Origin of the sequence: Pseudomonas sp. PA-4-8C, assembly GCF_021606625.1 — a bacterium.
In the GTDB taxonomy this organism is placed as follows: Bacteria; Pseudomonadota; Gammaproteobacteria; order Pseudomonadales; family Pseudomonadaceae; genus Aquipseudomonas; species Aquipseudomonas lactis.
Genome location: NZ_WKCD01000061.1, coordinates 1 through 24300 on the forward strand (window position 1 = coordinate 1; position 24300 = coordinate 24300).

The following is a 24300-nucleotide window of genomic DNA, read 5'->3' on the forward strand; positions in this document are numbered from 1 at the left end:
GTTTTAGCTGCTGGTTTGGCCGCCGGTTTTGCTGCAGGCTTGGCGGCGGCGGTCTTGGCGGGAGCCGCTTTGGCGCCGGTGAGTTTTTCGATTTGCTTGGTCAAGGTATCGACCTTGCTGTGCAGCGCCTTCAACTCCGCCTTGCTCGGTACGCCCAGTCGCGAAATAGCACTGTTGAGGCGTTTGTCGAAAGTCTCTTCCAACTTGCCCCAGGTATCCGAAATGCTCGACTTGGCGGAACCCGCGCTCGCCTTGGCAGCGTCGACTTTTTTACCAACCGTGCTCTTGGTCAACTTCTCGGCTTTCTCGCCGTCTTTAACCAGGGTCTCGAAGAGTTTGCTGCCGTCACTGTCGATCTTCGAGTACACGCCTAAACCAGCGAGCCAGATTTTGCGGGAATATTCTTCAACTTTCCCGACCCACGAGCTGCCTTCTTTCTGAGTAGTCTTTTTAACAGCCATCCCGATGTCTCCTTAGTGTTTACGCGCGACACGTTCGAGCAATGCCGTCAGCTCTTCGAGCTTAGCAGAGAGTGTCTCCACGTCATGTTTAGACGCAATGCCGATCCGATTCAAGGCACTGGCGACACGAGTATCAAAAGCTTTTTCAACTTTATCCAGTTGAACTTCAACCAGGCCTTTGACGCCGGAGACGTTACTCTTTACTTGGTCAATCTGACTGTTGGCGGCATCAAGTTGTTCAACTACAACTTTTTTACCTTTACTTTCAACACGTTGACCGCTTCTAACGAGTTCCTTGAAGTACTCGCCGCCCTCGCTGCCGACCTTGGCGTAGGCACCAAGACCCGCCAGCCAGATCTTGCGGGCATAGCTTTTAACCTCACTCAGAGGGGTGGTCTGAACGTCGATTTTTTTCTTCAAAATAACTTTGGCCATGGTGCACCTCACACAGGATTGGGTGGCGGACGGCCCGCAAGAGTTGAGGGCTTGGGCACAAAGTAGGGTTTAAAATTAGAATCGGCACCCTAAGCACAGCCCTATCAGGCCAGGGCCTTATCCAGGGCTTTTTCGATTTCGGACTTGATCGTGCCACTCATGGCCGACATCAACAGGCCAAGTTCCACATCAATGCGCAGCGAATCATCGGCCACCCACACCGTGCCTTTAACCCCGGAGCGCTTGAGCTTCAGGGTGTCGCCAGCCCATGAAAACTCCACGCCATATTTGTCCTCGAGTTTGCGCGCCAATAGCTCAGCCTTGGCCCGCGCCTGTTCTTTTCCCAGGGTGTGTTCACGCTCAACGGTAATACGGGCCATTGCAATGACTCCTCTTTATAACGACTCAGAACACCCGCCATGCGGCAAAAGGTCTCGATGAGCGCCTATCTTACCTGCAGCCTTGCCAAGACAAAGTAGGCCTTGGGGATTATCATGTCCCGCATTCTCTTTTGGTGACAGCGATATGACTGATCAGCGCAAAGGCAGCGATGCCGAACCCACCACTCACTTCGGCTTCAAGAACGTCCCGGAAAGCCAAAAGGCGGAAAAAGTCGCTGAGGTGTTCCACTCCGTGGCGGCCAAGTACGACCTGATGAACGACGTGCTCTCCGGCGGCATGCACCGCCTGTGGAAGCGCTTCACCATCGAGTTGTCGGGCGTACGCACCGGCAACCGGGTGCTGGACATCGCCGGTGGCACAGGCGACCTGGCGGCCAAGTTCTCCAAGCTGGTTGGCCCCACCGGCCAGGTGGTATTGGCCGATATCAACGGCTCGATGCTCAAGGTTGGCCGCGACCGCCTGCTCGACAAAGGCGTGGCCGGCAATATCGAATTCGTCCAGGCCGACGCTGAGAAGCTGCCGTTCCCGGACAACCATTTCGACTGCGTGACCATCGCCTTCGGCCTGCGTAACGTGACCCACAAGGAGGACGCGATCCGCTCGATGCTGCGCGTGCTCAAGCCAGGTGGCCGCCTGTTGGTGCTGGAGTTCTCCAAGCCGACCAACGCGCTGATGTCCAAGGTCTACGACACGTACTCCTTCGCCTTCATGCCGTTGATGGGCAAGTTGATCACCAACGATGCCGAGAGCTACCGCTACCTGGCCGAGTCGATCCGCATGCACCCGGACCAGGAAACCCTGAAGTCGATGATGGTGGAGGCCGGTTTCGACCGCGTGACCTACCACAACATGACGTCCGGCATCGTCGCCCTGCACCGCGGCATCAAGCCCTGATGCTGCTGCAAGGTCTTCTCGCCAGCGTCGAGCACGGCCTCAACCGTGTCCTGCGCCTGGACAGCACTGCCCTGGCGCGGCTCGCGCACCTGACCGGCAAAGTCATTGCCGTCGATTGCCGCAGCCCCGTCTTGCAGCTGTTTATCCTGCCCAGCGATGAAGGCCTGCTGCTCGCCACCCAATGGGCCGCCCAAGCCGATTGCACCTTGCGTGCGCCGGCCTCCAGCCTGTTGCACCTGGCGCTGAGCCGCAACAAGACTGCCATCCTCCACAGCCCCGAAGTGGAACTGGAAGGCGACAGCGCGGTGCTGATGGACCTGGCCGCCGTGCTGCAAGACCTGGAGCTGGACTGGGAATACGAACTGTCGCGCTGGATCGGCCCCGTCGCCACCCAGTTGATCAGCGGGCACCTGCGCAGCCGCTCGCGCTGGTATCAGCAAGGGTTCGCCAGCCTCAACCAGAACCTCGCCGAATACCTGAGCGAAGAATCGCGCACCCTGGTCGGGCAACGGGAAGCGCAAGCGCGCTTTCGCGAACTCGACAAGGCCAAAATCGACCTGGAACGCCTCGAGGCCCGCTTCGAGCGCTTGAGCCGTTCCCTTGATCCAAGCGATAACGCATGAAGCTGCTCGCCGTCCGCCGTTTGTTTCGTATCCAGCGCGTCGTAATCCGCTACCGTCTCGATGACCTGCTGTTTGCCCTGCCTTTGCCGTGGTTTTTGCTGGCGGTGCGTTATGTGCTGCCATGGCGCTGGTTCCCGCGCAAGCCGTCGCCGTTGAGCCGTGGCGCCAGCCTGCGCCTGGCGTTGCAGGATTTGGGGCCGATCTTTATCAAGTTCGGGCAGATCCTCTCCACCCGCCGCGACCTGTTGCCCGAAGACATCGCCGACGAGCTGATGCTGCTGCAAGACCGCGTGCCGCCGTTCGACTCGCAGCAGTCGATGGCGCTGATCGAAGAACAGCTGGGCCAGAAGATCAGCGAGGTGTTCAGCCGCTTCGACGTCGAGCCCCTGGCCTCGGCGTCGGTGGCACAAGTGCACGCCGCGCAACTCAAGACCGGCGAAGAAGTGGTGGTAAAAGTCATTCGCCCAGGCCTCAAGCCGATCATCGGCCAGGACCTGGCGTGGCTGTTTGTCCTCGCCCGCGCGGCCGAACGTTTCTCCGCCGATGCGCGCCTGCTGCACCCGGTGGACGTGGTCGCCGACTACGAAAAAACCATCTACGACGAACTCGACCTGCTGCGCGAGGCGGCCAACGCCAGCCAATTGCGGCGCAACTTCGAAGGCTCGCAACTGCTGTACGTGCCGCAGGTGTATTGGGACTGGTGCCGCCCCAAAGTGCTGGTGATGGAGCGCATCTACGGCGTGCAGGTCACTGACCTTGCGACCCTGGCGGACCAGCGCACCGACATGAAGATGCTGGCCGAGCGCGGCGTGGAGATTTTCTTCACCCAGGTGTTCCGCGACAGTTTCTTCCACGCCGACATGCACCCGGGCAACATCTTCGTCAGCACCGTCAACCCGTGGAGCCCGCAGTACATCGCCATCGACTGCGGCATCGTCGGCAGCCTCACCCCGGAAGACCAGGATTACCTGGCGCGCAACCTGTTTGCCTTCTTCAAGCGCGACTACCGTCGTGTGGCGCAGCTGCACATTGATTCGGGTTGGGTGCCGGCGGAAACCAAGCTCAACGAATTCGAAGCGGCGATCCGTACCGTCTGCGAGCCGATCTTTGAAAAACCGTTAAAAGATATTTCCTTCGGTCAGGTACTGATGCGTCTGTTCCAGACCGCGCGGCGTTTCAATATGGAAGTACAGCCGCAGTTGGTGTTGTTGCAGAAGACCCTGCTGAACATCGAAGGCCTGGGCCGCCAGCTGTACCCGGACCTCGACTTGTGGAACACCGCGCAACCCTTCCTGGAACGCTGGATGCGCGAGCGCATGAGCCCCAAAACCATGCTGGGCAACCTGCACAGCCAGTTCGAACAGCTGCCGCACCTGGCCAACATGACCCGCGACCTGCTGGAGCGCATGTCCCAGCCCCACGCCAAGGACCCAGAGCCACCGTGGCGCAAGCGCAAGGACGATTGGTTCCTGCGCCTGCTCGGCGCCGCGCACCTGGTGGGCGGGGTGATGCTGGCGATCGGCGGGCCATTGAACCAACTGGGCCACTGGCCAGCCGGCATTATGGTCGCCGTGGGTGTTTATCTGATCGTGCGTCGATAGCCAATCCGGTTATACACTGTCGCAAATTGCCGGAGCCGAACATGAAAGACTGGCTGGATGAGATCAAGTGGGACAGTGACGGCCTGGTGCCGGCCATTGCCCAGGACTACAAGACCGGGCGCGTGCTGATGATGGCCTGGATGAACCGCGAGGCCCTGAGCCTCACCGCCGCCGAGCAGCGCGCCATCTACTGGTCACGTTCGCGTGGCAAACTGTGGCGCAAGGGCGAAGAATCCGGGCATGTGCAGACCCTGCACGAGCTGCGCCTGGACTGCGATGCCGACGTGGTGATCCTCAAGGTCGAACAGATCGGCGGCATCGCCTGCCACACTGGCCGCCACAGTTGCTTCTATCGCGTGTTCGAGAATGGCGAATGGAAGGTTGTGGAGCCGGTGCTCAAAGACCCGCACGCCATCTACCCAGCAGGACACTGAACATGAGCGATACCCTGAACCGTGTGGCCCAGGTGCTGGAAGAGCGCAAAGGCGCGGATGCCGACAGCTCTTACGTTGCCAGCCTGTACCACAAGGGCTTGAACAAGATTCTGGAAAAGCTCGGCGAAGAATCCGTCGAGACCATCATTGCGGCCAAGGACGCGCAAATCAGCGGTGATTACAGCGATGTAATCTATGAGACCGCAGACTTGTGGTTCCATAGCCTGGTGATGCTCGCCCAACTGGGGCAGCACCCACAGGCCGTGCTGGATGAACTGGACCGTCGCTTCGGCTTGTCCGGACACGCCGAGAAGGCCTCGCGCCCGTCCGCCTGAATAACTAAGACTTGAGGATTTGAAGCATGGGCATTTTTGACTGGAAACACTGGATCGTCATTCTGGTGGTGGTGGTATTGGTGTTCGGTACCAAGAAACTCAAGAACCTGGGCACCGACGTGGGCGAGTCGATCAAGGGTTTTCGCAAAGCCATGAACGATGATGAAAAGCCAGCCGAGCCAAGCGCCAACCCGGTGCCACCGGCCCAGCCTGTTCACCCGCAGGCCACCCAGCCGATCACCGAACGCCGTACCTTCGACGTTCAGGCTGAAAAGGTCCAAGAGCCGACCCGCAAAGACTCGTGAGCACTGACTAATGTTTGGTATCAGCTTCTCTGAACTGCTGCTCGTCGGCCTGGTGGCCCTGCTGGTACTGGGGCCGGAGCGCCTGCCCGGTGCCGCACGCACCGCCGGCTTGTGGATCGGGCGTCTAAAACGCAGTTTCAACGCGATCAAACAGGAAGTTGAACGGGAAATCGGTGCCGACGAAATCCGTCGGCAATTGCACAACGAACACATCCTCTCGTTGGAGCAGGAAGCCCGTAAGATTCTGTCCCCGGTGCAAGAGCCGGCCAAGCCGGTCACGCCGGTGGCCGAGCACAGCATCGCGCCAGCCCCTGTGGCCGACGCTGCTCCTGCAGCGCCCGCCCCAACGACGCCCGCGCCGACGCCCGTTGCGTCGCCCGCACCCCATGACCCTACATTGCCGCCGCGAGCCCCATGAGCGCTGATAAACCGGAAAACGACCAGCATATGCCGCTGGTCTCGCACCTCACCGAGCTGCGTACCCGCCTGCTGCGTTGCGTGGCGGCGATCTTCATCATCTTTGCCGGGCTGTTCGCCTTTACCCAGCAGATCTACACCTTCGTCTCGACGCCCCTGCGCCAGTACCTGCCGGCCGGCGCGACGATGATTGCCACCGATGTGTCGTCGCCGTTCCTGACGCCGTTGAAGCTGACCATGATGGTCTCGCTGTTCCTGGCGATCCCGGTGATCCTGCATCAGATATGGGGCTTTATCGCGCCGGGCCTGTACAAGCACGAGAAGCGCATCGCCGTGCCGTTGCTGGTATCGAGCATCCTGCTGTTCTACACCGGCATGGCCTTCGCCTACTTCCTGGTGTTCCCGCTGATCTTCAAGTTCTTCGCCGCTGCCACCCCGGCTGGTGTGGAAATGATGACTGATATCACCAGCTACCTCGATTTCGTGATGACGCTGTTCTTCGCCTTTGGCGTGGCGTTCGAAATCCCGGTGGCGGTGGTGTTGCTGGTGTGGATCGGCGTGGTCGACGTCAAGTACCTGAAGAAGATCCGCCCGTACGTGATCATCGGCTGCTTCGTGGTCGGCATGATCCTCACGCCGCCGGACATATTCTCCCAGACCTTGCTGGCCGTGCCGATGTGGATGCTGTTCGAAGTGGGCATCCTGTTCAGCGGCTTGATCAGCAAGCGTGGCGAACACCCGGATGACGCGCCTGTCGACGACGACCAGCCGCCAGCGACCCAGCCGTGAACCTGCTGCTGCTCGAAGAGGCCGACTTTATCGCGGCCGACCGCGTCGTGCTGCGTGATCGGCGCCTGGTGCATATGCAGGAGGTTCACCGCGCCGCCGTCGGCGACACCCTGCGCGTGGGCCGCATTGGCGGGCTGATGGGCAATGCCCAATTGCTGCGCCTGGAAGCCGCCGAAGCCGAACTGCAAGTGAGCTTCGACCAACCGCCGCCGAGCAAACTGCCCCTGACCTTGCTGCTGGCCCTGCCCCGCCCGAAGATGCTACGCCGGGTGCTGCAAACAGTGGCGGCCATGGGCGTGCCCAAGGTGGTATTGGTCAACAGTTACCGGGTGGAAAAAAGCTTCTGGCAAACCCCGTTCCTGGAGCCTGAAGCGGTGCGCGAGCAACTGATCCTCGGCCTGGAGCAAGCGCGGGACACGCTGCTGCCCGAGATCATTATCGAGAAACGCTTCAAGCCATTTGTCGAAGACCGGCTGCCGGCCATGGCGACTGGCACTCTGGGCCTGATCGGCCATCCGGGCGATTACCCGGCCTGCCCTCGAGCCCTGGAAGAACCGGTAACCCTGGCGATCGGCCCGGAAGGCGGCTGGATTCCCTATGAAGTGGACCTGCTGACCAAGGCCGGTTTGCAGCCGGTGCAGTTGGGTGCGCGTATTTTGCGCGTCGAAACCGCCGTAACGGCCCTGCTCGCCCGCCTGTTCTAACCCCCCGACTGATCGTTCCCACGCTCTAGTGATCGGGTGATCGTTCCCACGCTCTGCGTGGGAATGCCGCTCAGGACGCTCTGCGTCCGCCCTTGTGACGCAGAGCGTCACGCCATTCATTCCCACGCAGAGCGTGGGAACGATCACCAGAGCGTGGGAACGATCAAGTATCCCCGTGCGTTGCCGATAGCCTTTGAATAAGTCCAAGCCTTGTTCCAGGGGAGTTCGCAGCATGTATCGTTGGTTAGCCGAGAAGTTGGGGAATGTAAGCGTCAACCGCAAGCTGAGTGTGGGCTTTGGCCTGGTGTTGCTCCTGACGCTGTTGATCACCTTTACCGGCTGGACCGGCCTGGGGGACGTGATCAGTCGCGGCGACAAGCTGGGCTTTATTTCCAGCCTCAATGGCCTGAGCAAAGACCTGCGCCTGGCACGCCTGGACTTCGACATGCGCCGTGGCGAGCAAGGCACGGACAAGGTCGACGGCCTGCTCGCCCACCTCGACAGCGGCCTGAAGACCGCGTCCGAGCTGATCGAGCAACCTGACGACAAAGCCCTGGTCGAGCAACAGCAGGAAGCCTTGAACCAATACAAAAAGGCCTTCGCCGCCATGGTCCAGGCGGGTCTCAAGCGTGAGGGCGCGCGCAGCAAACTCGGCGACACTGCCGACAATGCCGTCGCCAAGATCAACGAAATCGAAAAAGCCCTGCTGCAAGGTGACAGCGTTGCCCAGTTCAACAGCGTGGTCGAGCAGAGCAAGCTGATCCAGCAATCGCGCTTTCAGGTACGCGGCTACACCTACAGCGGCAAGGTCGAAGCCGAGCAACCGGCCCTGGATGCCATCGACAACGCCCTGAAGAAAATCACCGAGCTGCAAGGCCAGTTGCCTGCGCAATACCAGGCCAATCTGCAAGAAGCCGGGGCATCACTGCAAGCCTACCGCGCCGCTGTCAGCCAGTATCGCGATTCCCAGATCGCCAGCGCGGCTGCGCTGAAGACCATGATCGCCCAAGGCGACATCCTGCTGGGCCACAGCGAAAAGCTCACCGTCTCCCAGACCGCCGTGCGTGACGCAGATGCCGCGCAAGCCAAATACTTGTTGCTGCTTGCCACCGTGCTGGCGCTGATCGTCGGCATCTTCGCGGCCTGGGCCATTACCCGCCAGATCGTCATCCCGCTGAACCAGACCCTCAAAGTCGCCGAGCGCGTAGCCTCCGGCGACCTGAGCCACAACCTGGAATCGGGTCGCCAGGACGAACTGGGCCAATTGCAGCGCGCCATGCAAAGCATGACCGTGGGCCTGCGTGAGTTGATCGGCGGGATCAGCGACGGCGTCACCCAGATCGCCAGCGCCGCCGAGCAGTTATCAGCCGTGACCGAACAAACCAGCGCCGGGGTCAACAGCCAAAAGGTCGAGACCGACCAGGTGGCCACCGCCATGAACGAAATGGCCGCCACCGTGCAGGAAGTGGCGCGCAACGCCGAAGAGGCCTCGGAAGCCGCCGTGGCTGCCGACCAGCAAGCCCGTGAAGGCGACCAGGTGGTGGGGGAAGCCATCGCCCAGATCGAGCGCCTGGCCACCGAAGTGGGTAATTCCACGGTGGCCATGGGTGAACTCAAGCGCGAAAGCGACAAGATCGGCAGTGTGCTCGACGTGATCAAATCCGTGGCCCAACAGACCAACCTGCTGGCCCTTAACGCCGCCATCGAGGCGGCGCGTGCCGGTGAAGCCGGGCGTGGCTTTGCCGTGGTGGCCGATGAAGTACGCAGCCTGGCCCAGCGCACGCAGAAGTCCACCGAAGAGATCGAAGAGCTGATCGTCGGCCTGCAAAGCGGTACCCAGCAGGTGGCAACCATCATGGACAACAGCCGCGGGCTGACCGAGAGCAGTGTTGAGCTGACGCGCCGCGCCGGCCACGCGCTGGGCAATATCACCCGCACCGTCTCGACCATCCAGGCGATGAACTCGCAGATTGCCACCGCCGCCGAGCAGCAAAGCGCCGTGGCTGAAGAGATCAACCGCAGCGTGTTGAATGTGCGCGACATCTCCGAGCAAACCTCGTCGGCCAGCGAAGAAACTGCGTCCTCCAGTGCCGAACTGGCGCGCCTGGGGATCTACCTGCAGACCCTGGTCGGGCGCTTCCGAGTCTGAATTACCCTACCCGGCGGCTTACCAAAGCCGCCGCATCTTGTGAAATTTCCTACGCAGTTATCAGCCCTCCACAGGCCCGAATCGAATTAGCGTTGCAGGTGTCGCGAAACGCTTTCTCTGATTCGGAGGTTCACCATGTTTTCTCGGCTGACCCGCGTGCTGGTCAATGCCAGCGTCCGCCTCAAGCTCGCCCTGGGTTTTGGCCAAGTGCTGATCCTCAGCTTCCTGATTGCCGCTACGGGCTGGCAAGCCTTGAACGCCGTGCTTTACCGATCCGACAGCCTGACGACCCTGGGGCAACTGGCGGTGGATGCCGAGGCCATGCGCGCCGACCGCATCGTGTACCGCACCCTCACAGACAGCGATAGCCTGGGCAAAATGGCCGCGAAGATTGAACGGATCGACCAGCACCTGGCCGCCCTTTCAAACCGCCTGAAAGACCCGACTGACGTGCAGCGACTTGAGGACGCCATGAGCCTCGCCAACGGCTTCAAGGCAGCTCTGGCGCAACTTCCGCCCTTGGTCGAGCAGCGCGAGCGCCTGCGCCCGGACCTGAAGAAAATTGCCCTGCAAGCCAGCGATACCCTCGCCCAATTTGCCAGTGACTTGCCTGACCAGAACGACGAAAAGGCTCTGGACGCCATCGAGCAACTGCGTCAAGCCATGGAGCTGGCCGAAGATCGAGCCCAGAGCCCCGCCTGGGCCGCGCAATCGCTGGCAACTTATGCAGAGACCCTCGGCAAGGCGCTTGACGCCCTGGAGATCGCGCAAGCGGCAGTCACAGCGCTGCCAGTCGACTCGGCACTGCTCAAGACCGACCTGGCCAATTATCGAGAGCAACTGACCAAGCTCAAGGAAGCCCAGCTCAACGTGGAAACCGTGCAAAACCGCTTCGAACAGCAACTCAATAACCTGCGTGAAAGCAGTAACCTGTTGAGCCAGAGCCAGAACGCCAAGCGTAACGACGAGGCGGACCACACCCGTACATTGCTGATCAGTGTGACGGTGGCGGCCCTGGCACTCGGCGCGCTGGCCGCCTGGTGGATTGCCCGGCAGATTGCGGTGCCACTGCGGGAAATCCTCAGCGCTGCCCACCGTGTTGCCGAGGGCGACCTTAGCCATGACATGCCAGTAGACCGTCGCGACGAACTCGGCCAGTTGCAGCAAAGCATCGGGCAAATGACCCGCAACCTGCGTAGCCTGATCAGCAGTATTGGTGACAGCGCCCGGCAGATCGCCGGCGCGGCCACGCAGTTATCCACGGTCACCGAGCAGACCCGCAACGGGCTCAACGAGCAGAAAGATGAAACCGACCAAGTGGCGACGGCAATGAATGAAATGCTCGCCACTGCCCAGGAAGTGGCGCGCCACGCCGAACGCGCCTCGGTGGCAGCCAATGAAGCCGACCAGCAGGCCGGCGCTGGTGAGCAGGTGGTCACCCAGGCCGTGGAGCAGATTGGCAACCTGGCCAGTGAAATGGCGCTGTCGGGCCGTGCGATGCTCGCGCTGCAACAGGAGAGCCAGAAGATTGCCAGTGTGCTGGACGTGATCAAATCCGTGTCTCAGCAGACCAACCTGCTGGCCCTGAACGCCGCCATCGAAGCGGCGCGCGCGGGCACTGCCGGCCAAGGGTTTGCGGTGGTCGCCGACGAAGTGCGCAGCCTGGCCCAACGCACCCAGGAATCGGCGGAGGAGATCGAAGGGCTGATCCTCGGCCTGCATAACGGCACCCAACAGGTGGCGGACATCATGGACAGCAGCCGCAACCTGACCGACAACAGCGTCGCCCTGACCCGCGACGCCGGCGACGCCCTGATCGCCATTGCCCGCACGGTCTCGGTTATCCAGGAAATGAACCCGCAGATCGCCGCCGCGGCGGAACAGCAAAGCGCGGTGGCCGAGGAGATCAATCGCAGTGTGTTGAAGGTGCGGGACGTGTCGGAACAGACCGCCGCCGCCAGCGAGGAAACAGCGGCGGCGAGTGTTCAGTTGACGCGGTTGAGCCTGGATTTGCAGACGCTGGTCGCCAAATTCAAGCTCTGAAACACCACCCCTGTAGGAGCGAGCTTGCTCGCGAAAAACCCAAGGCCGCCGCGTTCATTCAGGGTGCGTGGCGTTATCGTTGACGTTTTTCGCGAGCAAGCTCGCTCCTACAGTCATAGGACCTGGCGCAGGAAGGCTTGGGCGCGGGGGTCTTTTGGCGCATTGAAGAATTCGACCGGGGCGGCGTCTTCCAGCAGTTTGCCGTGGTCGAAAAACAACACCCGGTCTGCCACTTCCCGGGCAAAGCCCATCTCGTGGGTGACGCACACCATGGTCATGCCTTCCAGGGCCAAGGTCTTCATCACGTCCAGCACTTCACCGACCATTTCCGGGTCGAGGGCCGAGGTGGGCTCGTCAAACAGCATCACCTTGGGCTCCATCGCCAGGGCCCGGGCAATGGCGACGCGCTGCTGCTGGCCGCCAGACAGGCGCGATGGAAACTCGTGGGCCTTCTGCGCGATGCCGACCTTTTCCAACAGCGCCAGGGCCTTGGCCTCGCGCTCTGGCTTGCCGCGCTTGCGCACGACCTTTTGCGCCAGGCACAGGTTTTCCAGCACGGTCATGTGGGGGAACAGGTTGAAGTGCTGGAACACCATGCCCACTTCTCGGCGGTAGGCATTCACGTCGGTCTTCGGGTCGGCCAGTTGCAGGCCGTCGATGCTCACCGAACCCGAATCGAATTCCTCCAACCCATTAAGGCAGCGCAGGAAGGTGGACTTGCCGGAGCCCGAGGGGCCGATCACCACCAGCACCTCGCCCTTGGCCACTTGAGTGGTGACATGATCCACCGCGCGCACCACTTGCCCACGGGTATCGAAGACTTTTACCAGATCGCGCACTTCAATCACTTTGGGCGAGCCTCCGCTCAAGCCGGCTGGCCATCTTCGACAGCGGCAGGTTGATCAGCAGGTACAAGCCCGCCACACAGAACAGGATTTCAAATGGCGAGAACGAGGTGGTGATCACCTCGCGGCCGCTCTTGAGCAACTCGGTAATCGCGATCACCGACACCAGGGACGTGTCCTTGACCAGGCTGATAAATTGCCCGGCCAGTGGTGGCAACACGCGCTTGAACGCCTGCGGCAATACCACATGGCGCATCGACTGGCTGGCGCTCAAGCCCAGGGAGCGTGCAGCTTCGTCCTGGCCTCGGGTGATGGACTGCACGCCGGCGCGCACAATTTCTGCCACGTAGGCACCGGTGAACAACGACAGCGCGGCGATCCCGGCGAACTCCCGGGACAGGTTGAGCACCGTGCCGATAAAGAAATAGAAAATGAAGATCTGCACCAGCAGCGGCGTACCGCGCACCAGCTCGACGTAGATCGTCGACAGGTCGCGCAAGGTGGGGTTTTTCGACAGCCGGCACAGCCCGGTCGCCAAGCCAATCGCCAAGCCCAGGATGCCGGACACTACCGACAGCCACAATGTGGTCCACAAGCCCCACATCAACGGCCCCAGTGCCCATTGCCGGGTCACGCCGACCACATCGCCTTCAGCCACATCGTCGCCGCGTGCCACTTGCAGGCTGTTATCGGCAACCGTGAGCTTTTGCTCGACCCCGGCGTCGTTGCGCAGGGTGACTTCGGCCGTATCGCCGTTGCGCACCAGTTCGACCACGGTGGAAATATCCGCGGCGCGCTGGGAGGTCTCGGCTTGATAGGCGAAGTACTGTGGGACGCGGTTCCAGCGCCACTCGTAGGACATCAACGAGGTGGCGTAATACAAGGCACCCGCCAGGCCGACCAGCACGACCACCGTCAGCAGGTGCCAGGGCCATTGGGCTTTTTTCTGTTTCATTTCACTTTCCGCATAGGTGTCGCCTGATAGGCCGCCATCGCGGGCAAGCCCGCTCCCACAGGTTGATGTGCGAATACAGTCAAATGTGGGAGCTGGCTTGCCTGCGATACAGGCAACTCGGTGTCAGGCCTTATTCCATGTCCTTGAGCCACTCGGAGCTCTTGAACCACTTGTCATGGATGCGATCGTAGGTGCCGTCGTTACGGATCTGGTGCAGGAAGTTGTTGATGAAGTTGATGCTGTCGTAATCGCCTTTCTTCAAACCGAACGCCAGGGGTTCAAAGGTGAAGGGTTCGTCCAGGAACACCAGCTTGCCGTTACCGACTTTTTTCTCGGCCACCACGTTGTACGGCGCGTCGTAGACGAAGGCGTCAGCCTTGCCGTTGACCACGTCGAGCACGCCTTCCTGCTCGTTGTCGTAGCCGTGGTACTTGGCTTTGGAGATCAGCTTTTTGGCAACCATTTCACCGGTGGTGCCGAGCTTGGAGGTCAGGCGATATTTCTCGTCGTTCAGGTCTTTGTAGGACTTGATGGTGCCTTCCAGCTCCTTGCGGATCAGCAGCGTCTGGCCGACCACGATGAAGGGTTCGCTGAAGTTCAGGCGCAGGTTGCGTTCCTGGGTCAGGGTCATGCCGCTGCCAATCATGTCGAACTTGCCGGTCAGGAAGGCCGGGATGATGCCGTCGTAGCCGGTGGACACCAGCTCTAGCTTGACGCCCATGGACTTGGCCATGGCCTTGAGGATGTCGACTTCGAAACCGATGATTTCACCGCGCTTGTCGGTCATCTCGAACGGCATGTAGGTAGGGTCCATGCCGACTTTCAACGTGCCGCGCTTGACCGCCTCATCAATGGCGCCGGCCTGTGCCACGGTGGCAGCGACCAGCGCGGTGACGCCAAGCATCAGCATCGAAAGATACTTTTTCATCATCAAGACCCCTGAACGATTCTTATAAAGTGGGCGCACGAGAGGGCTGCGCCATTTCGGGGAGCGATCCTAACCCACTCGTTGTCCGCCACAAAGGTTTCACCGGTAAATGTTATCGGTGTGTGTCGGAAAACACTGACAGCGGCCCGGAGAAGCGCAGGCGCAGACGCTTCAGCGCGGCCTCTCGATCAGGGGTTGATGTGTAAGCAGTTATGACGATCAGTCGATCTCGGCGATCCAGGCCGTGTCCCTTAACCACTTGTCATGCAGGCGATCGTAGGTGCCGTCCTGGGCGATCTGGTTGAGGAAGTGGTTGATCCAATTGAGGCTGTCGTAATCACCTTTTTTCAGGCCAAACGCCAAGGGCTCAAAGGTGAAGGGTTGTTCCAGCGCCAACAACGCGCTGTTCTGCGGCCGAGTCATTGCGATCAGGTTGTAGGGGGCATCATGGATAAAAGCATCGGCCTTGCCTTCTAAAACCTGCCGCACGCCTTCTTCCGGGTTGGCCACACTGCTGAGCCGCGCAGATACGAGAAAGCGCTGTGCCGCGGCTTCGCCGGTGGTGCCTTGGGTAGCAACAACGCGGTAACTGGCGTCGTCCAGTTCTTCAATACTGGCGACCAGCCCGCCCAGGCGCGGATGCAGCAACACTGTCTGGCCCACCACGATAAACGAGTCACTGAAGTTGAGCTTGAGGTTGCGCTCTTGAGTGACCGTCATGCCGCTGCCAATCAGATCAAACTTGTTCGCCAATAGCCCTGGCAGTAAGTCTGTGTAGGGCACCGCTACCAATTCAAGTTCTACGCCCAGCGCGCGGCTCATGGCGTGGAGCAAGTCAATTTCAAAGCCGACGATGCGTCCCTGCTTATCGAGCATTTCGAACGGCACGTTATTGGGGGTGGTGCCGACTTTAAGTACGCCACGGCGCACAGCGTTGTCCAGCGCGCCCGCGTAAAGCAGGCCTGCATGTCCCCCCAGGAAAAAGCCCATCAGCAATGCCAAACAATACCTTTTGATCATGAATGCCCCCGTGGCGAGTCCAATGTGGGGGGCGATCCTAACCCAGCCGCAGGCACGGCAATACGCTTCGAACAAAGGTCTTTTGTTTCGAAATAACAAGGAGTTAGGAATAAAAAGGAAGGGGCTAAAAACGCTGTAGGACCAACGTTTGAAACACCCCCGAAGTGAGCCTTCGGGGGTGCCTGAATCAGGCCGGTTGGGCCTGGGGCGACTGTGGTTGCAGGGGCAGCAATGGCGCGTGCGGATCAGCCTTGATCGAGGCACGCCAAGCGCCGAGCCACTCGGCATGGCCTTCGCTCCACACCTGCTCATGCAGGCGAGCCAGGGCCACCGGGTCGCTGAGCAAGGCCAGGCGTTCGCTGTTGCTGAGGCCGGCCGGGCCGACTTTCAACGCGTGGCGAACCCGCTCCATGCGCAGGTACTCGATGGGCTCGGCCTCACGGTGCCGCGAGGTCGCCAAGGCGCAGGCCAGGGCGTTCTGCTGCGGGTCGACCACCGAACGCACAAAGCCGTCATTGAGGGCGTGCCAACGGTTTTCGTGGGTGTACTTCTCGGTCGACAGCAGGGCTTGCGGCGGATTGTATTCCTCAGGAATCAGGAACAGGCTCTCGTCGCGGGACTTGAGGCCCAACTTGACGCGGCTGGAAATCACCGACACCGGGATCGACAGCATCAGCGAACCGACGATAGGCACCAGCCACCACAGGAAGCTTGGGTTCAGCCACACCACCAGCAGCGCCCACAAAAAGCCCAGCACGGTTTGCGGACCGTGGCGCTTGACCGCCTCGCTCCAAGGTGTGGAGTCGTCATCACGTTGCGGCGAGTTCCAGGTAGCGGCCCAGCCGAGGAACGCGGCGAGCACGAAACGGGTGTGGAAGATCATCCGCACCGGCGCCAGCAGCATGGAGAACAACATCTCCAGCAGCATCGACAGGGTCACCTTGAACTTGCCACCGAACTCTTTGGCGCCCTTGGCCCAGATCAAGATGATGCTGAGCAGTTTAGGCAGGAACAACAGCACGATGGTGGTGGAGAACAGCGCCACCGCCTTGTCCGGGTGCCATTGTGGCCACAGCGGGTACAACTGGCGCGGAGCCATGAAGTACTGCGGTTCCATCAGCGTGTTCACCGCCAGCAAGGCCGTGGACAGCACCAGGAAGAAGAACCACAACGGCGCCGAAAGGTAAGACATCACGCCGGTGAGGAACACCGCACGGTGCACCGGGTGCATGCCTTTAACCAGGAACAGGCGGAAGTTCATCAGGTTACCGTGGCACCAGCGACGGTCACGCTTGAGTTCATCCAGCAGGTTCGGCGGCAGTTCTTCGTAGCTGCCCGGCAGGTCGTAGGCAATCCACACGCCCCAGCCGGCACGGCGCATCAGCGCGGCTTCAACGAAGTCGTGGGAAAGAATCGCACCGGCAAACGCGCCTTTACCGGGCAACGGCGCCAGGGCGCAGTGCTCGATAAACGGCTTCATACGGATAATAGCGTTGTGACCCCAGTAGTGGGATTCACCCAACTGCCAGAAGTGCAGGCCGGCGGTAAACAGTGGGCCGTATACGCGGGTAGCGAACTGCTGCATGCGCGCATACAGGGTGTCCATGCCCGACGCACGCGGCGCGGTCTGGATAATCCCGGCATCCGGCGTGGCTTCCATCAGGCGCACCAGGCTGGTCAGGCACTCGCCGCTCATCACAGAGTCAGCGTCAAGAACGACCATGTACTTGTAGTCACCACCCCAACGACGGCAGAAGTCGTCGAGGTTGCCGCTCTTGCGCTTAACGCGGCGGCGGCGACGGCGATAGAAGATCTTGCCGAAACCACCGGCTTCGCGGCATACGTCGAGCCAGGCTTGCTGTTCGGCGATGCAGATGTCGGCGTCGTTACTGTCGCTGAGCACGAAGAAATCGAAGCGATCCAGGTCACCGGTCGCGGCCACCGATTCGAACGTTGCACGCAAACCGGCGAATACACGCGGCACGTCTTCGTTACAGATCGGCATCACCAGGGCGGTGCGCGCATCCTTGGGAATCGGCTCGTCACCGGCACTTTTACCGGAGATACGGTATTTATCGTGACCAGTCAGCAGTTCCAGGAAGCCCATGAGCGCAGTCCAGAAACCAGCCGACACCCAGCAGAACAGAATCCCGAACATGATCAGGATGCTGGTTTGCAGTGCGTAAGGCAGTACCTGGGTAGCGGTTTGCAGCAGGGTCTGGTTGCGAATTTCGTCGAAGTCGACCAGCGACCAGCCCTGGTACGGCATGATGCCTTTCATGTACCAGCCAGCCACGATGGTCTGGCCCAGCATCAGCACCAACAGGATGTAACGACGGATCGAGCCCACGGTACGCCAGCGCGCAGCCGGCAGTACCCGCTCGTCTTTCGGTGGCTTGGGCGGGTTGGTGCGGCCGGTCATCCGGCGCCAACCGCGCACCAGAATGTTGGTACGCCAAGGCTCGGGCACCACTTTGGTCCGGCGGATCGGCGGCGTGGCCTTGAGGCACACACGACCGCTGGCATCGAGCGCCAGCATCTCGGCGTCTTGCAGCTCTTCGGCGCTGTTGAGGGTCAAGCGGCGGCCAACCGACGCTTGGGCAGCGTCGGCCGGTGCGTCGAAGGTCTTGGACGACAGACGTTCGTGCAACTCGCTGAAGGACTTGCAGCCCGCCAGCTCGGCGCGCTGCTCAGCCGTCATGGGTAGATGCGCCAGGTACTCGGACAGAGTCTCTGGCTTGACTTGAGAATTACTCATCGGCAGGCAACTGATAGCTCCAGGTTTCGGTCAGGACTTGCTCGGTCTTGATCGGCTCCGGCGTGGCTGGGGCAGCCTCAGGCTGTTTGGCTTCCTTGTCCTTGGCGTCTTTCTTGGCCTGCTTCTCATGCTGCTTGGCCAAGACTTTGTCGGCCTTGAGCACATGGTTGGAAACCGACTCAGGCTCAGGCTGCACGATATCTTGCACCAGCGCCGCACGCATTTCGGTCGGCTTGCTTGCGTCCTTGATCTTCATACGCAGGGTCAGGCGCCAGCCTTTGGTGTGTTCGTTGTAACGCACGCTGTTTTCAACCAGTTCGGCGTTATCACCCACGCTCACCTGGCTACGTACCGGAGCGTCCGGCAGCAGTTTCTTCAGGGACGGGCCCTCGAAGTCCACCAGGTAGGCCACGCTGCCATCGGGCTGACGGATCAGGTTGGATTGCTTCACGTCACCGGTGGAGCGCAGGGTCTGCTTGACCCAGGCACTGTCCGGCGAATGGAAGGCCGCGTCGTCCAATGTCCAGTGCAGGCGGTAGGCCACGTCCAGCGGCTTGCCGACTTCCGGCAGTTCGGCCGGGCTCCAGAAGGCCACGATGTTGTCGTTGGTCTCATCGGCAGTCGGGATCTCGACCAGGTCGACGGAGCCTTTGCCCCAATCGCCTTCAGGTTCGATCCAGGCGCTCGGGCGCTTGTCGTAGTTGTCGTCCAGGTCTTCGTAGTGGCTGAAGTTGCGACCACGCTGCAGCAGGCCGAACCCACGCGGGTTCTCGACGCTGAAGTTGCTGACCGATAGGTGTTTAGGGTTGTTCAGTGGACGCCAGATCCACTCGCCATTGCCGGCGTGGATCGACAGGCCGCTGGAATCGTGAAGCTCGCGACGGTAGTTGAGGACCTTGGACGGCTGGTTGGCGCCGAACAGGAACATCGAGGTCAACGGCGCAACGCCCAGTTTGCTGACCTTGTCACGCAGGAACATCTGGGATTTGACGTCCACCACGGTATCGGTGCCAGGGCGCAGGATCAGGCGGTAGGCGCCAGTGGCGCGTGGCGAATCCAGCAGCGCAAAGATCACCAGATGCTTGTCACCCGGTTTTGGACGCTCGATCCAGAACTCGGTGAAACGCGGGAATTCTTCGCCAGACGGCAACGCAGTGTCGATCGCCATGCCACGGGCAGACAGGCCATACACCTGGTCTTTGCCCACGACGCGGAAATAGCTGGCGCCGAGCATGGTCATGATTTCGTCTTGCTTGTCGGCCTTGTTGATCGGGAAAAGCACACGGAAACCGGCGTAACCCAGCTGTTCGGTGGCTTTAGGATCAAATTTCACGTCGCCGAAATCGAAACGCGTCGGGTCGTACTTGATTTCGTGCACGCTGTCGGCGGTGACTTCGTTGATTTTCACCGGGGTGTCGAAATGCATCCCCTGGTGATAGAAGGACAGCTTGAACGGGGTGTTCTGATCGGCCCACTCGGCTTTTTCATTGCGGAAACGAATCTTCTGGTAGTCAGCGAATTTCATTTCGCGGAATTCGTTCGGCAAATTGCTGCGCGGAGCTTCGTATTTCTGCCCGGCCAGCTCTTTCGCCTTGGCCGACACATCATCCAGACTGAACGCCCACAGTTGACCCGCGCCGAACAGGCAAAACAGGGCAGAGCCCGTCACCAGTGCGTTTCGTAACCGTTTGGCAGACAATTTTGGTGCATTACAGGGACTAACAATCACGAGCAACCCTCGCCGAAAACAGATCAAAAAACCAACGGCCAGCTATCTATATGCCAGGTTGGCGAGCAATGTTCCGACTCCCCAAGGGCAAAATGATTCCCCAAAGGCCATCGGACAAGGCTCTACCTAAGTCAAAAATGGACCAAACAACGCTGATCCCCGTAGCGCGCGATTATCTAGTAGCCCGCGAGACAACGCATCAGGGACAGTGAAGTATTTGTAGCGAAACCCTGCGTTTTTAGGCATTAACGTCGCTTTTCATACATTCATGTCTGTAAGAGGAAGGTCACAGGGCCATCATTGACCAAGTGCACCTGCATATCAGCGCCAAAACGCCCTGACGCCACCTTGCCATGCAATTGTTGCGCTTGTAACAACAAGTGATCAAAAAGCGCCGCTCCCAGGGCCGGTGGAGCCGCCGTGGAGAAGCTGGGCCGCAGCCCGCTCTTGGTATCCGCCGCCAAGGTGAACTGCGACACCAGCAGCAAACCGCCGCCGATGTCCTTGAGGGAGAGGTTCATCTTGCCCTCCTCGTCACTGAACACCCGATAGTTAAGCAGCTTGTGCAGCAGTTTGTCGGCGCTTTCGGGCGTATCTGAAGGCTCGACGGCGACCAGCACCAGCAAACCCTGGTCGATTGAGCCTATCACCTCACCCGCAACCTCGACCCGGGCGCCACGCACCCGCTGCAACAGGCCCTTCATGCTTCTTCAGGCGGCAGGTCGAGCAAGCGCCGGGCCATTTCGCCGGTCGCGCGTACCAGCGCGTCAGTGATACCCGGCTCGGATGCCGCATGCCCCGCCTCGCGGATCACCTGCAACTCGCTGTTGGGCCAGGCCTGGTGCAACTCCCAGGCGTTATCCAGCGTGCAGATCATATCGTAGCGGCCATGGATGATGACGCCAGGCAGATGGGCGATCTTGTGCATATCGCGAATCAGCTGGTTGGGTTCCAGGAAGGAGTTGTTGGTGAAGTAATGGCACTCGATACGTGCGATGGACAGGGCGCGCTGCGGCTCGGAAAACCGCTCCACATGTTGTGGGCTCGGGCACAGGCCCAGCATGCGGCCTTCCCAGCCCGACCAGGCTTTGGCCGCGTGCATCTGGGCGATCTGGTCATTGCCGGTCAGCCGCTTGTGGTAAGCGGCAATCATATCGTGGCGCTCCTCCACCGGGATCGGGGCCACGTAGTCCTGCCAGTAATCCGGGAACAGACGGCTCGCGCCCTCCTGGTAGAACCAGCGAATATCCTGGGGCCGGGCGAGGAAGATGCCGCGCACGATCAGGCCGAGCACACGCTCGGGATGGGTTTGCGCGTAGGCCAGGGCCAGGGTCGAGCCCCAGGAGCCGCCGAACAGCACCCACTTGTCGATGCCCAGGTGCTCGCGGATGCGTTCAAGGTCGGCGACCAGGTCCCAAGTGGTGTTGTTCTCCAGGCTCGCCCTTGGCGAGGAGCGGCCGCAGCCACGCTGGTCGAAGGTGACAATATGGTAGAGGTTCGGGTCGAAATAGCAGCGGCTCTGGGCGTCGCAACCGGAACCGGGGCCGCCATGGATGAACACGACAGGCAAGCCTTCGGGGGAGCCACTTTCATCGACATACAGGGTGTGGGTGTCATCGACAGCCAGATCGTGCCGGGCGTAGGGTTTGATCTGCGGGTACCAAGTCTGCATTGCGTGCTCCGTAGGGTGTCGGGTTCATCCCTGGGGGGACGTCTATTATTTTGCCGTCTGGCATCATAAACCCGAATTGTGCAATGAGCATGTCCTTGAGCACTTAGACCTGTGTCAGCAGTTCGCGCCTCAGATAACCGAGCAGATAGTCATACAGCCGATCCACCTCTGGCACTTGGCCGCGAGCCCGCAAACAACCGTGGGCCAGCCTTCTGCTGGATCAGGCGCTTCGGAGCGATAGCACATGCGGTTGTAGGTTTGGCGCAGGCCAGCCTGGGATGAGTCATCGCGGGTAGAAGCTTCGGTCTTGGCGACAGTGTGGGAGCTGGCTTGCCTGCGATGGCGGTGTGTCAGTTGATAAAAGTGTTGCTGAACCACCGTTATCGCAGGCAAGCCAGCTCCCACATTTGGAGCGCATTCTCATGATAGCGCGCGGTCAAGTGTGGGAGCGGGCTTGCTCGCGAAAGCTATTGCAGCAGCAGCAACAATTACCGGTAGTGCTTCTGCCCCCAAGTCAACAGCCCTTCCAGCAACTGCCTCAACACCACCTGCGTCGGCTCGGCCAGATCAGGGCGATAACGGAACGGTTCGAACTCCTCCATATAGGTGCTCTGACACAACTCCAGCTGCACCGCATGGATATCCTGCGCCGGGTTGCCGTAGTGACGGGTGATATGGCCGCCCTTGAAGCGCCCATTCAACACATGGGTGTATTGCGGATGCTGAGCGCAGATGGCTTCCAGCTGGCTGGCCAGCTGCGGGTCGCACGCAGCGCCGTTGAAAGTACCCAAATTGAAGTCCGGCAATTTGCCGTCAAACAGGTGCGGGATCAACGAGCGGATCGAGTGCGCGTCGAACAGTAACGCATAACCGAATTCGGCCTTGAGGCGCGCCAGTTCTTCTTGCAGTTGGCGATGGTACGGCCCCCAGATTTTTTGCAGGTAGCTGGCCCGCTCTTCGTCGGAGGGCGTTTGCCCTGCACGGAACAACGGCACGCCGTCGAACAGCGTCTCTGGGTACAGGCCGGTAGTAGCGCCGGCATATAGCGGCGTGTTGTCGGAAGGCCGGTTCAGGTCGATGACAAACCGCGAGTACTCCGCTGCCAGGGTGCTGGCGCCCAGCTCTTGGGCAAAGTCATACAACAGGGGGATATGCCAGTCGGTGTCCGGCAGGCTTTGCGCCTCGGGGATCAACCCGTCCTGGACCGCAGGGGTGAGGCGCAGGCCGGCGTGGGGCATGCTGATCAGCAGCGGTACGCGGCCTTGTTTGAATGTCAGAACCTTATCCACAACAGCATCCTCTCAAACAGTGACGTCGACGCCGTGGCGCACGACGCGTTTATCCAGTTCGCCACCCAGCCAGTAGGCCAGGTCGGCGGGGCGGTCGATCTGCCAGGCGACAAAGTCCGCGACCTTGCCCACTTCCAGCGAACCATGGGTATCGCCCAGGCCCAAAGCGGTGGCCGCGTGTTGCGTGGCGCCGGCCAGGGCTTCTTCCGGGGTCATGCGAAACAGGGTGCAGGCCATGTTCAGCATCAGCCGCACCGACAGCGCCGGCGAGGTGCCGGGGTTAAGGTCGCTGGCGATGGCGATCTTCACGCCGTGCTTGCGCAGGGCGTCCATGGGCGGCAACTGGGTTTCACGCAGGAAGTAAAAAGCGCCCGGCAGCAACACGGCGACGGTGCCGGCAGCGGCCATGGCGATGGCGTCTTCTTCGGTCATGAATTCCAGGTGATCGGCCGACAACGCGTGGTAACGCGCCGCCAGGCTGGAGCCGTGCAGCGATGAGAGCTGCTCGGCGTGCAGCTTCACGGGCAAGCCAAGCTGTTGGGCAACCTTGAATACGCGCTCGACCTGTTCGGGGGAAAAGGCCAAGTATTCACAGAAGGCATCCACCGCATCCACCAGCCCTTCTGCTGCCAGCGCCGGCAGCATCTCCTTGCAGATGTGCTCAATGTAGTCGTCGGCACGGTCTTTGTACTCCGGCGGCAACGCGTGGGCGGCCAGGCACGTGGCGCGCACGCTGACCGGCAGCGCTTCACCCAGGCGCCGGGCCACGCGCAACATCTTGCGTTCGTTGGCCAGGTCCAGGCCGTAGCCGGACTTGATCTCCACCGTGGTCACGCCGTCACGCAGCAAACTACGCAGGCGCTTTTCGGCGCTCAAGAACAGCTCATCCTCGGTTGCCGCACGGGTTGCGCGCACGGTACTGGCAATGCCGCCGCCCTTGGCCGCGATCTCGGCGTAGCTGACGCCTTCAAGGCGCTGCTCGAATTCGCCGCTGCGGTTGCCACCAAACACCGTATGGGTGTGGCAATCGATCAGCCCGGGGGTGACCCACGCGCCTTGCAGGTCATGCACCTGGGTGTAATCCGCCGTCGGCGCCTGGCTGCGGGGGCCGACCCACTCGATGAGCGAGCCGGCAGTCACCATGGCGGCATCCTCGATGATCGAGTATTTACCGTTGGCCATGGTTGCGACGTGGCAGTGTTGCCAAAGCGTTTTCATCAACGCCTCCCTAAGTTATCGATGAGACAAAACCGGGTCGTAATCGACCTTGGCCGTTTGCCCGGCGGCAGGCTTGACCCACAGCCAGTAGGCGATGATCAGCAGCACGATCCACACGGCGCCCACCATCAACGCCGCCTGGGTGTCCGGGAAGTAACCGAGTACACCAAACACAAACAGCATGAACACAATGGCCGCTGCCGGCGCATAGGGCCAGAACGGCACCGGGAATTTCAGTTCGGCGACCTGCGCCTTGGTCATGGAACGGCGCATGGCGACCTGGGTAAACAGGAT

At 60.8% G+C, this 24300-nt stretch carries 23 protein-coding genes and 4 pseudogenes; 12 read left to right on the forward strand and 15 right to left on the reverse strand.

What is annotated here, in order from left to right; genetic code table 11:
• The 3 genes from GIW04_RS12410 to GIW04_RS12420 all read right to left on the reverse strand — a co-directional run.
• The coding region (locus tag GIW04_RS12410; protein WP_236478993.1) for a phasin family protein at positions 1-461 on the reverse strand (461 nt) is incomplete at its 3' end.
• Positions 462-473: 12 nt separating this feature from the next.
• Positions 474-896: a phasin family protein gene (locus GIW04_RS12415; protein WP_032893974.1), complete on the reverse strand. Its 423-nt coding sequence runs from the start codon at positions 894-896 to the stop codon at positions 474-476.
• 104 nt (positions 897-1000) lie between these two features.
• Complete coding sequence (locus GIW04_RS12420) at positions 1001-1276, reverse strand: polyhydroxyalkanoic acid system family protein (protein ID WP_003187887.1); 276 nt, start codon at positions 1274-1276, stop codon at positions 1001-1003.
• Positions 1277-1421: 145 nt separating this feature from the next.
• On the opposite strand from GIW04_RS12420, the gene ubiE reads away from it, so the two are divergent.
• The 12 genes and pseudogenes from ubiE to GIW04_RS12475 all read left to right on the forward strand — a co-directional run bounded on the left by ubiE (position 1422) and on the right by GIW04_RS12475 (position 11592).
• Positions 1422-2192, forward strand: a complete 771-nt coding sequence (ubiE, locus tag GIW04_RS12425; protein WP_003171186.1) for a bifunctional demethylmenaquinone methyltransferase/2-methoxy-6-polyprenyl-1,4-benzoquinol methylase UbiE — start codon at positions 1422-1424, stop codon at positions 2190-2192.
• Positions 2192-2815: a ubiquinone biosynthesis accessory factor UbiJ gene (locus GIW04_RS12430; RefSeq protein WP_003187886.1), complete on the forward strand. Its 624-nt coding sequence runs from the start codon at positions 2192-2194 to the stop codon at positions 2813-2815. Before ubiE ends, GIW04_RS12430 begins: the two co-directional genes overlap by 1 nt.
• Positions 2812-4416: a ubiquinone biosynthesis regulatory protein kinase UbiB gene (gene ubiB, locus GIW04_RS12435; protein ID WP_003187885.1), complete on the forward strand. Its 1605-nt coding sequence runs from the start codon at positions 2812-2814 to the stop codon at positions 4414-4416. Before GIW04_RS12430 ends, ubiB begins: the two co-directional genes overlap by 4 nt.
• A 41-nt stretch (positions 4417-4457) precedes the next feature.
• Entirely contained in the window at positions 4458-4850 is a 393-nt protein-coding gene (gene hisI / locus GIW04_RS12440; protein ID WP_003187884.1) for a phosphoribosyl-AMP cyclohydrolase, read from the forward strand.
• Between the two features lie 2 nt (positions 4851-4852).
• Positions 4853-5185 carry a phosphoribosyl-ATP diphosphatase gene (locus GIW04_RS12445; protein WP_094774371.1) on the forward strand — a complete coding sequence of 111 codons (333 nt, stop codon included), beginning with the start codon at positions 4853-4855 and terminating at the stop codon, positions 5183-5185.
• A 26-nt stretch (positions 5186-5211) separates the two neighbouring features.
• Positions 5212-5490, forward strand: a complete 279-nt coding sequence (locus tag GIW04_RS12450; RefSeq protein WP_003187877.1) for a twin-arginine translocase TatA/TatE family subunit — start codon at positions 5212-5214, stop codon at positions 5488-5490.
• 10 nt (positions 5491-5500) lie between these two features.
• Positions 5501-5908: a Sec-independent protein translocase protein TatB gene (gene tatB, locus GIW04_RS12455; protein WP_003187876.1), complete on the forward strand. Its 408-nt coding sequence runs from the start codon at positions 5501-5503 to the stop codon at positions 5906-5908.
• The gene (tatC, locus tag GIW04_RS12460; protein WP_003187874.1) at positions 5905-6696 is read left to right on the forward strand and encodes a twin-arginine translocase subunit TatC; all 792 of its coding nucleotides are present in this window, start codon (positions 5905-5907) and stop codon (positions 6694-6696) included. The genes tatB and tatC overlap by 4 nt, the downstream gene beginning before the upstream one ends.
• Positions 6693-7400: a 16S rRNA (uracil(1498)-N(3))-methyltransferase gene (locus tag GIW04_RS12465; RefSeq protein ID WP_003187872.1), complete on the forward strand. Its 708-nt coding sequence runs from the start codon at positions 6693-6695 to the stop codon at positions 7398-7400. Before tatC ends, GIW04_RS12465 begins: the two co-directional genes overlap by 4 nt.
• A gap of 232 nt (positions 7401-7632) precedes the next feature.
• Positions 7633-8691: pseudogene (locus GIW04_RS31470) on the forward strand (methyl-accepting chemotaxis protein); the annotation flags it as partial.
• A 144-nt stretch (positions 8692-8835) separates the two neighbouring features.
• The gene (locus tag GIW04_RS31475) at positions 8836-9549 is read left to right on the forward strand and encodes a methyl-accepting chemotaxis protein (RefSeq protein WP_370712509.1); all 714 of its coding nucleotides are present in this window, start codon (positions 8836-8838) and stop codon (positions 9547-9549) included.
• A gap of 135 nt (positions 9550-9684) precedes the next feature.
• Positions 9685-11592, forward strand: a complete 1908-nt coding sequence (locus tag GIW04_RS12475; RefSeq protein WP_120247906.1) for a methyl-accepting chemotaxis protein — start codon at positions 9685-9687, stop codon at positions 11590-11592.
• A gap of 113 nt (positions 11593-11705) precedes the next feature.
• Here GIW04_RS12475 and GIW04_RS12480 read toward each other — a convergent pair whose 3' ends face one another.
• The 12 genes and pseudogenes from GIW04_RS12480 to proY all read right to left on the reverse strand — a co-directional run.
• Positions 11706-12440 carry an amino acid ABC transporter ATP-binding protein gene (locus GIW04_RS12480; protein WP_003187866.1) on the reverse strand — a complete coding sequence of 245 codons (735 nt, stop codon included), beginning with the start codon at positions 12438-12440 and terminating at the stop codon, positions 11706-11708.
• Positions 12433-13392, reverse strand: coding sequence for an amino acid ABC transporter permease (locus tag GIW04_RS12485; protein WP_034134699.1), 960 nt, complete (start codon positions 13390-13392; stop codon positions 12433-12435). The genes GIW04_RS12480 and GIW04_RS12485 overlap by 8 nt, the downstream gene beginning before the upstream one ends.
• 130 nt (positions 13393-13522) lie before the next feature.
• On the reverse strand, positions 13523-14320 hold the full coding sequence (locus GIW04_RS12490; RefSeq protein ID WP_032893985.1) for a transporter substrate-binding domain-containing protein: 798 nt from the start codon (positions 14318-14320) through the stop codon (positions 13523-13525).
• Between the two features lie 219 nt (positions 14321-14539).
• Positions 14540-15340, reverse strand: a complete 801-nt coding sequence (locus GIW04_RS12495) for a transporter substrate-binding domain-containing protein (protein WP_034134698.1) — start codon at positions 15338-15340, stop codon at positions 14540-14542.
• A gap of 179 nt (positions 15341-15519) precedes the next feature.
• Positions 15520-18098: pseudogene (gene mdoH / locus GIW04_RS12500) on the reverse strand (glucans biosynthesis glucosyltransferase MdoH); the annotation flags it as partial.
• A complete protein-coding gene (locus GIW04_RS12505) occupies positions 18091-19827 on the reverse strand; it encodes a glucan biosynthesis protein G (RefSeq protein ID WP_003187856.1) in 1737 nt (578 codons plus the stop codon). The pseudogene mdoH and the gene GIW04_RS12505, both read right to left, overlap by 8 nt.
• A 266-nt stretch (positions 19828-20093) precedes the next feature.
• A complete protein-coding gene (dtd, locus tag GIW04_RS12510; RefSeq protein ID WP_120247904.1) occupies positions 20094-20531 on the reverse strand; it encodes a D-aminoacyl-tRNA deacylase in 438 nt (145 codons plus the stop codon).
• A complete protein-coding gene (gene pip, locus GIW04_RS12515; protein WP_120247903.1) occupies positions 20528-21499 on the reverse strand; it encodes a prolyl aminopeptidase in 972 nt (323 codons plus the stop codon). Before pip ends, dtd begins: the two co-directional genes overlap by 4 nt.
• A 103-nt stretch (positions 21500-21602) precedes the next feature.
• Positions 21603-21707 (reverse strand): annotated as a pseudogene (locus GIW04_RS12520) (alpha/beta hydrolase); the annotation flags it as partial.
• A gap of 280 nt (positions 21708-21987) precedes the next feature.
• On the reverse strand, positions 21988-22788 hold the full coding sequence (hutG, locus tag GIW04_RS12525; RefSeq protein ID WP_094774375.1) for an N-formylglutamate deformylase: 801 nt from the start codon (positions 22786-22788) through the stop codon (positions 21988-21990).
• 12 nt (positions 22789-22800) lie between these two features.
• A complete protein-coding gene (gene hutI, locus GIW04_RS12530; RefSeq protein WP_120247902.1) occupies positions 22801-24006 on the reverse strand; it encodes an imidazolonepropionase in 1206 nt (401 codons plus the stop codon).
• 15 nt (positions 24007-24021) lie between these two features.
• Positions 24022-24300 (reverse strand): annotated as a pseudogene (gene proY, locus GIW04_RS12535) (proline-specific permease ProY); the annotation flags it as partial.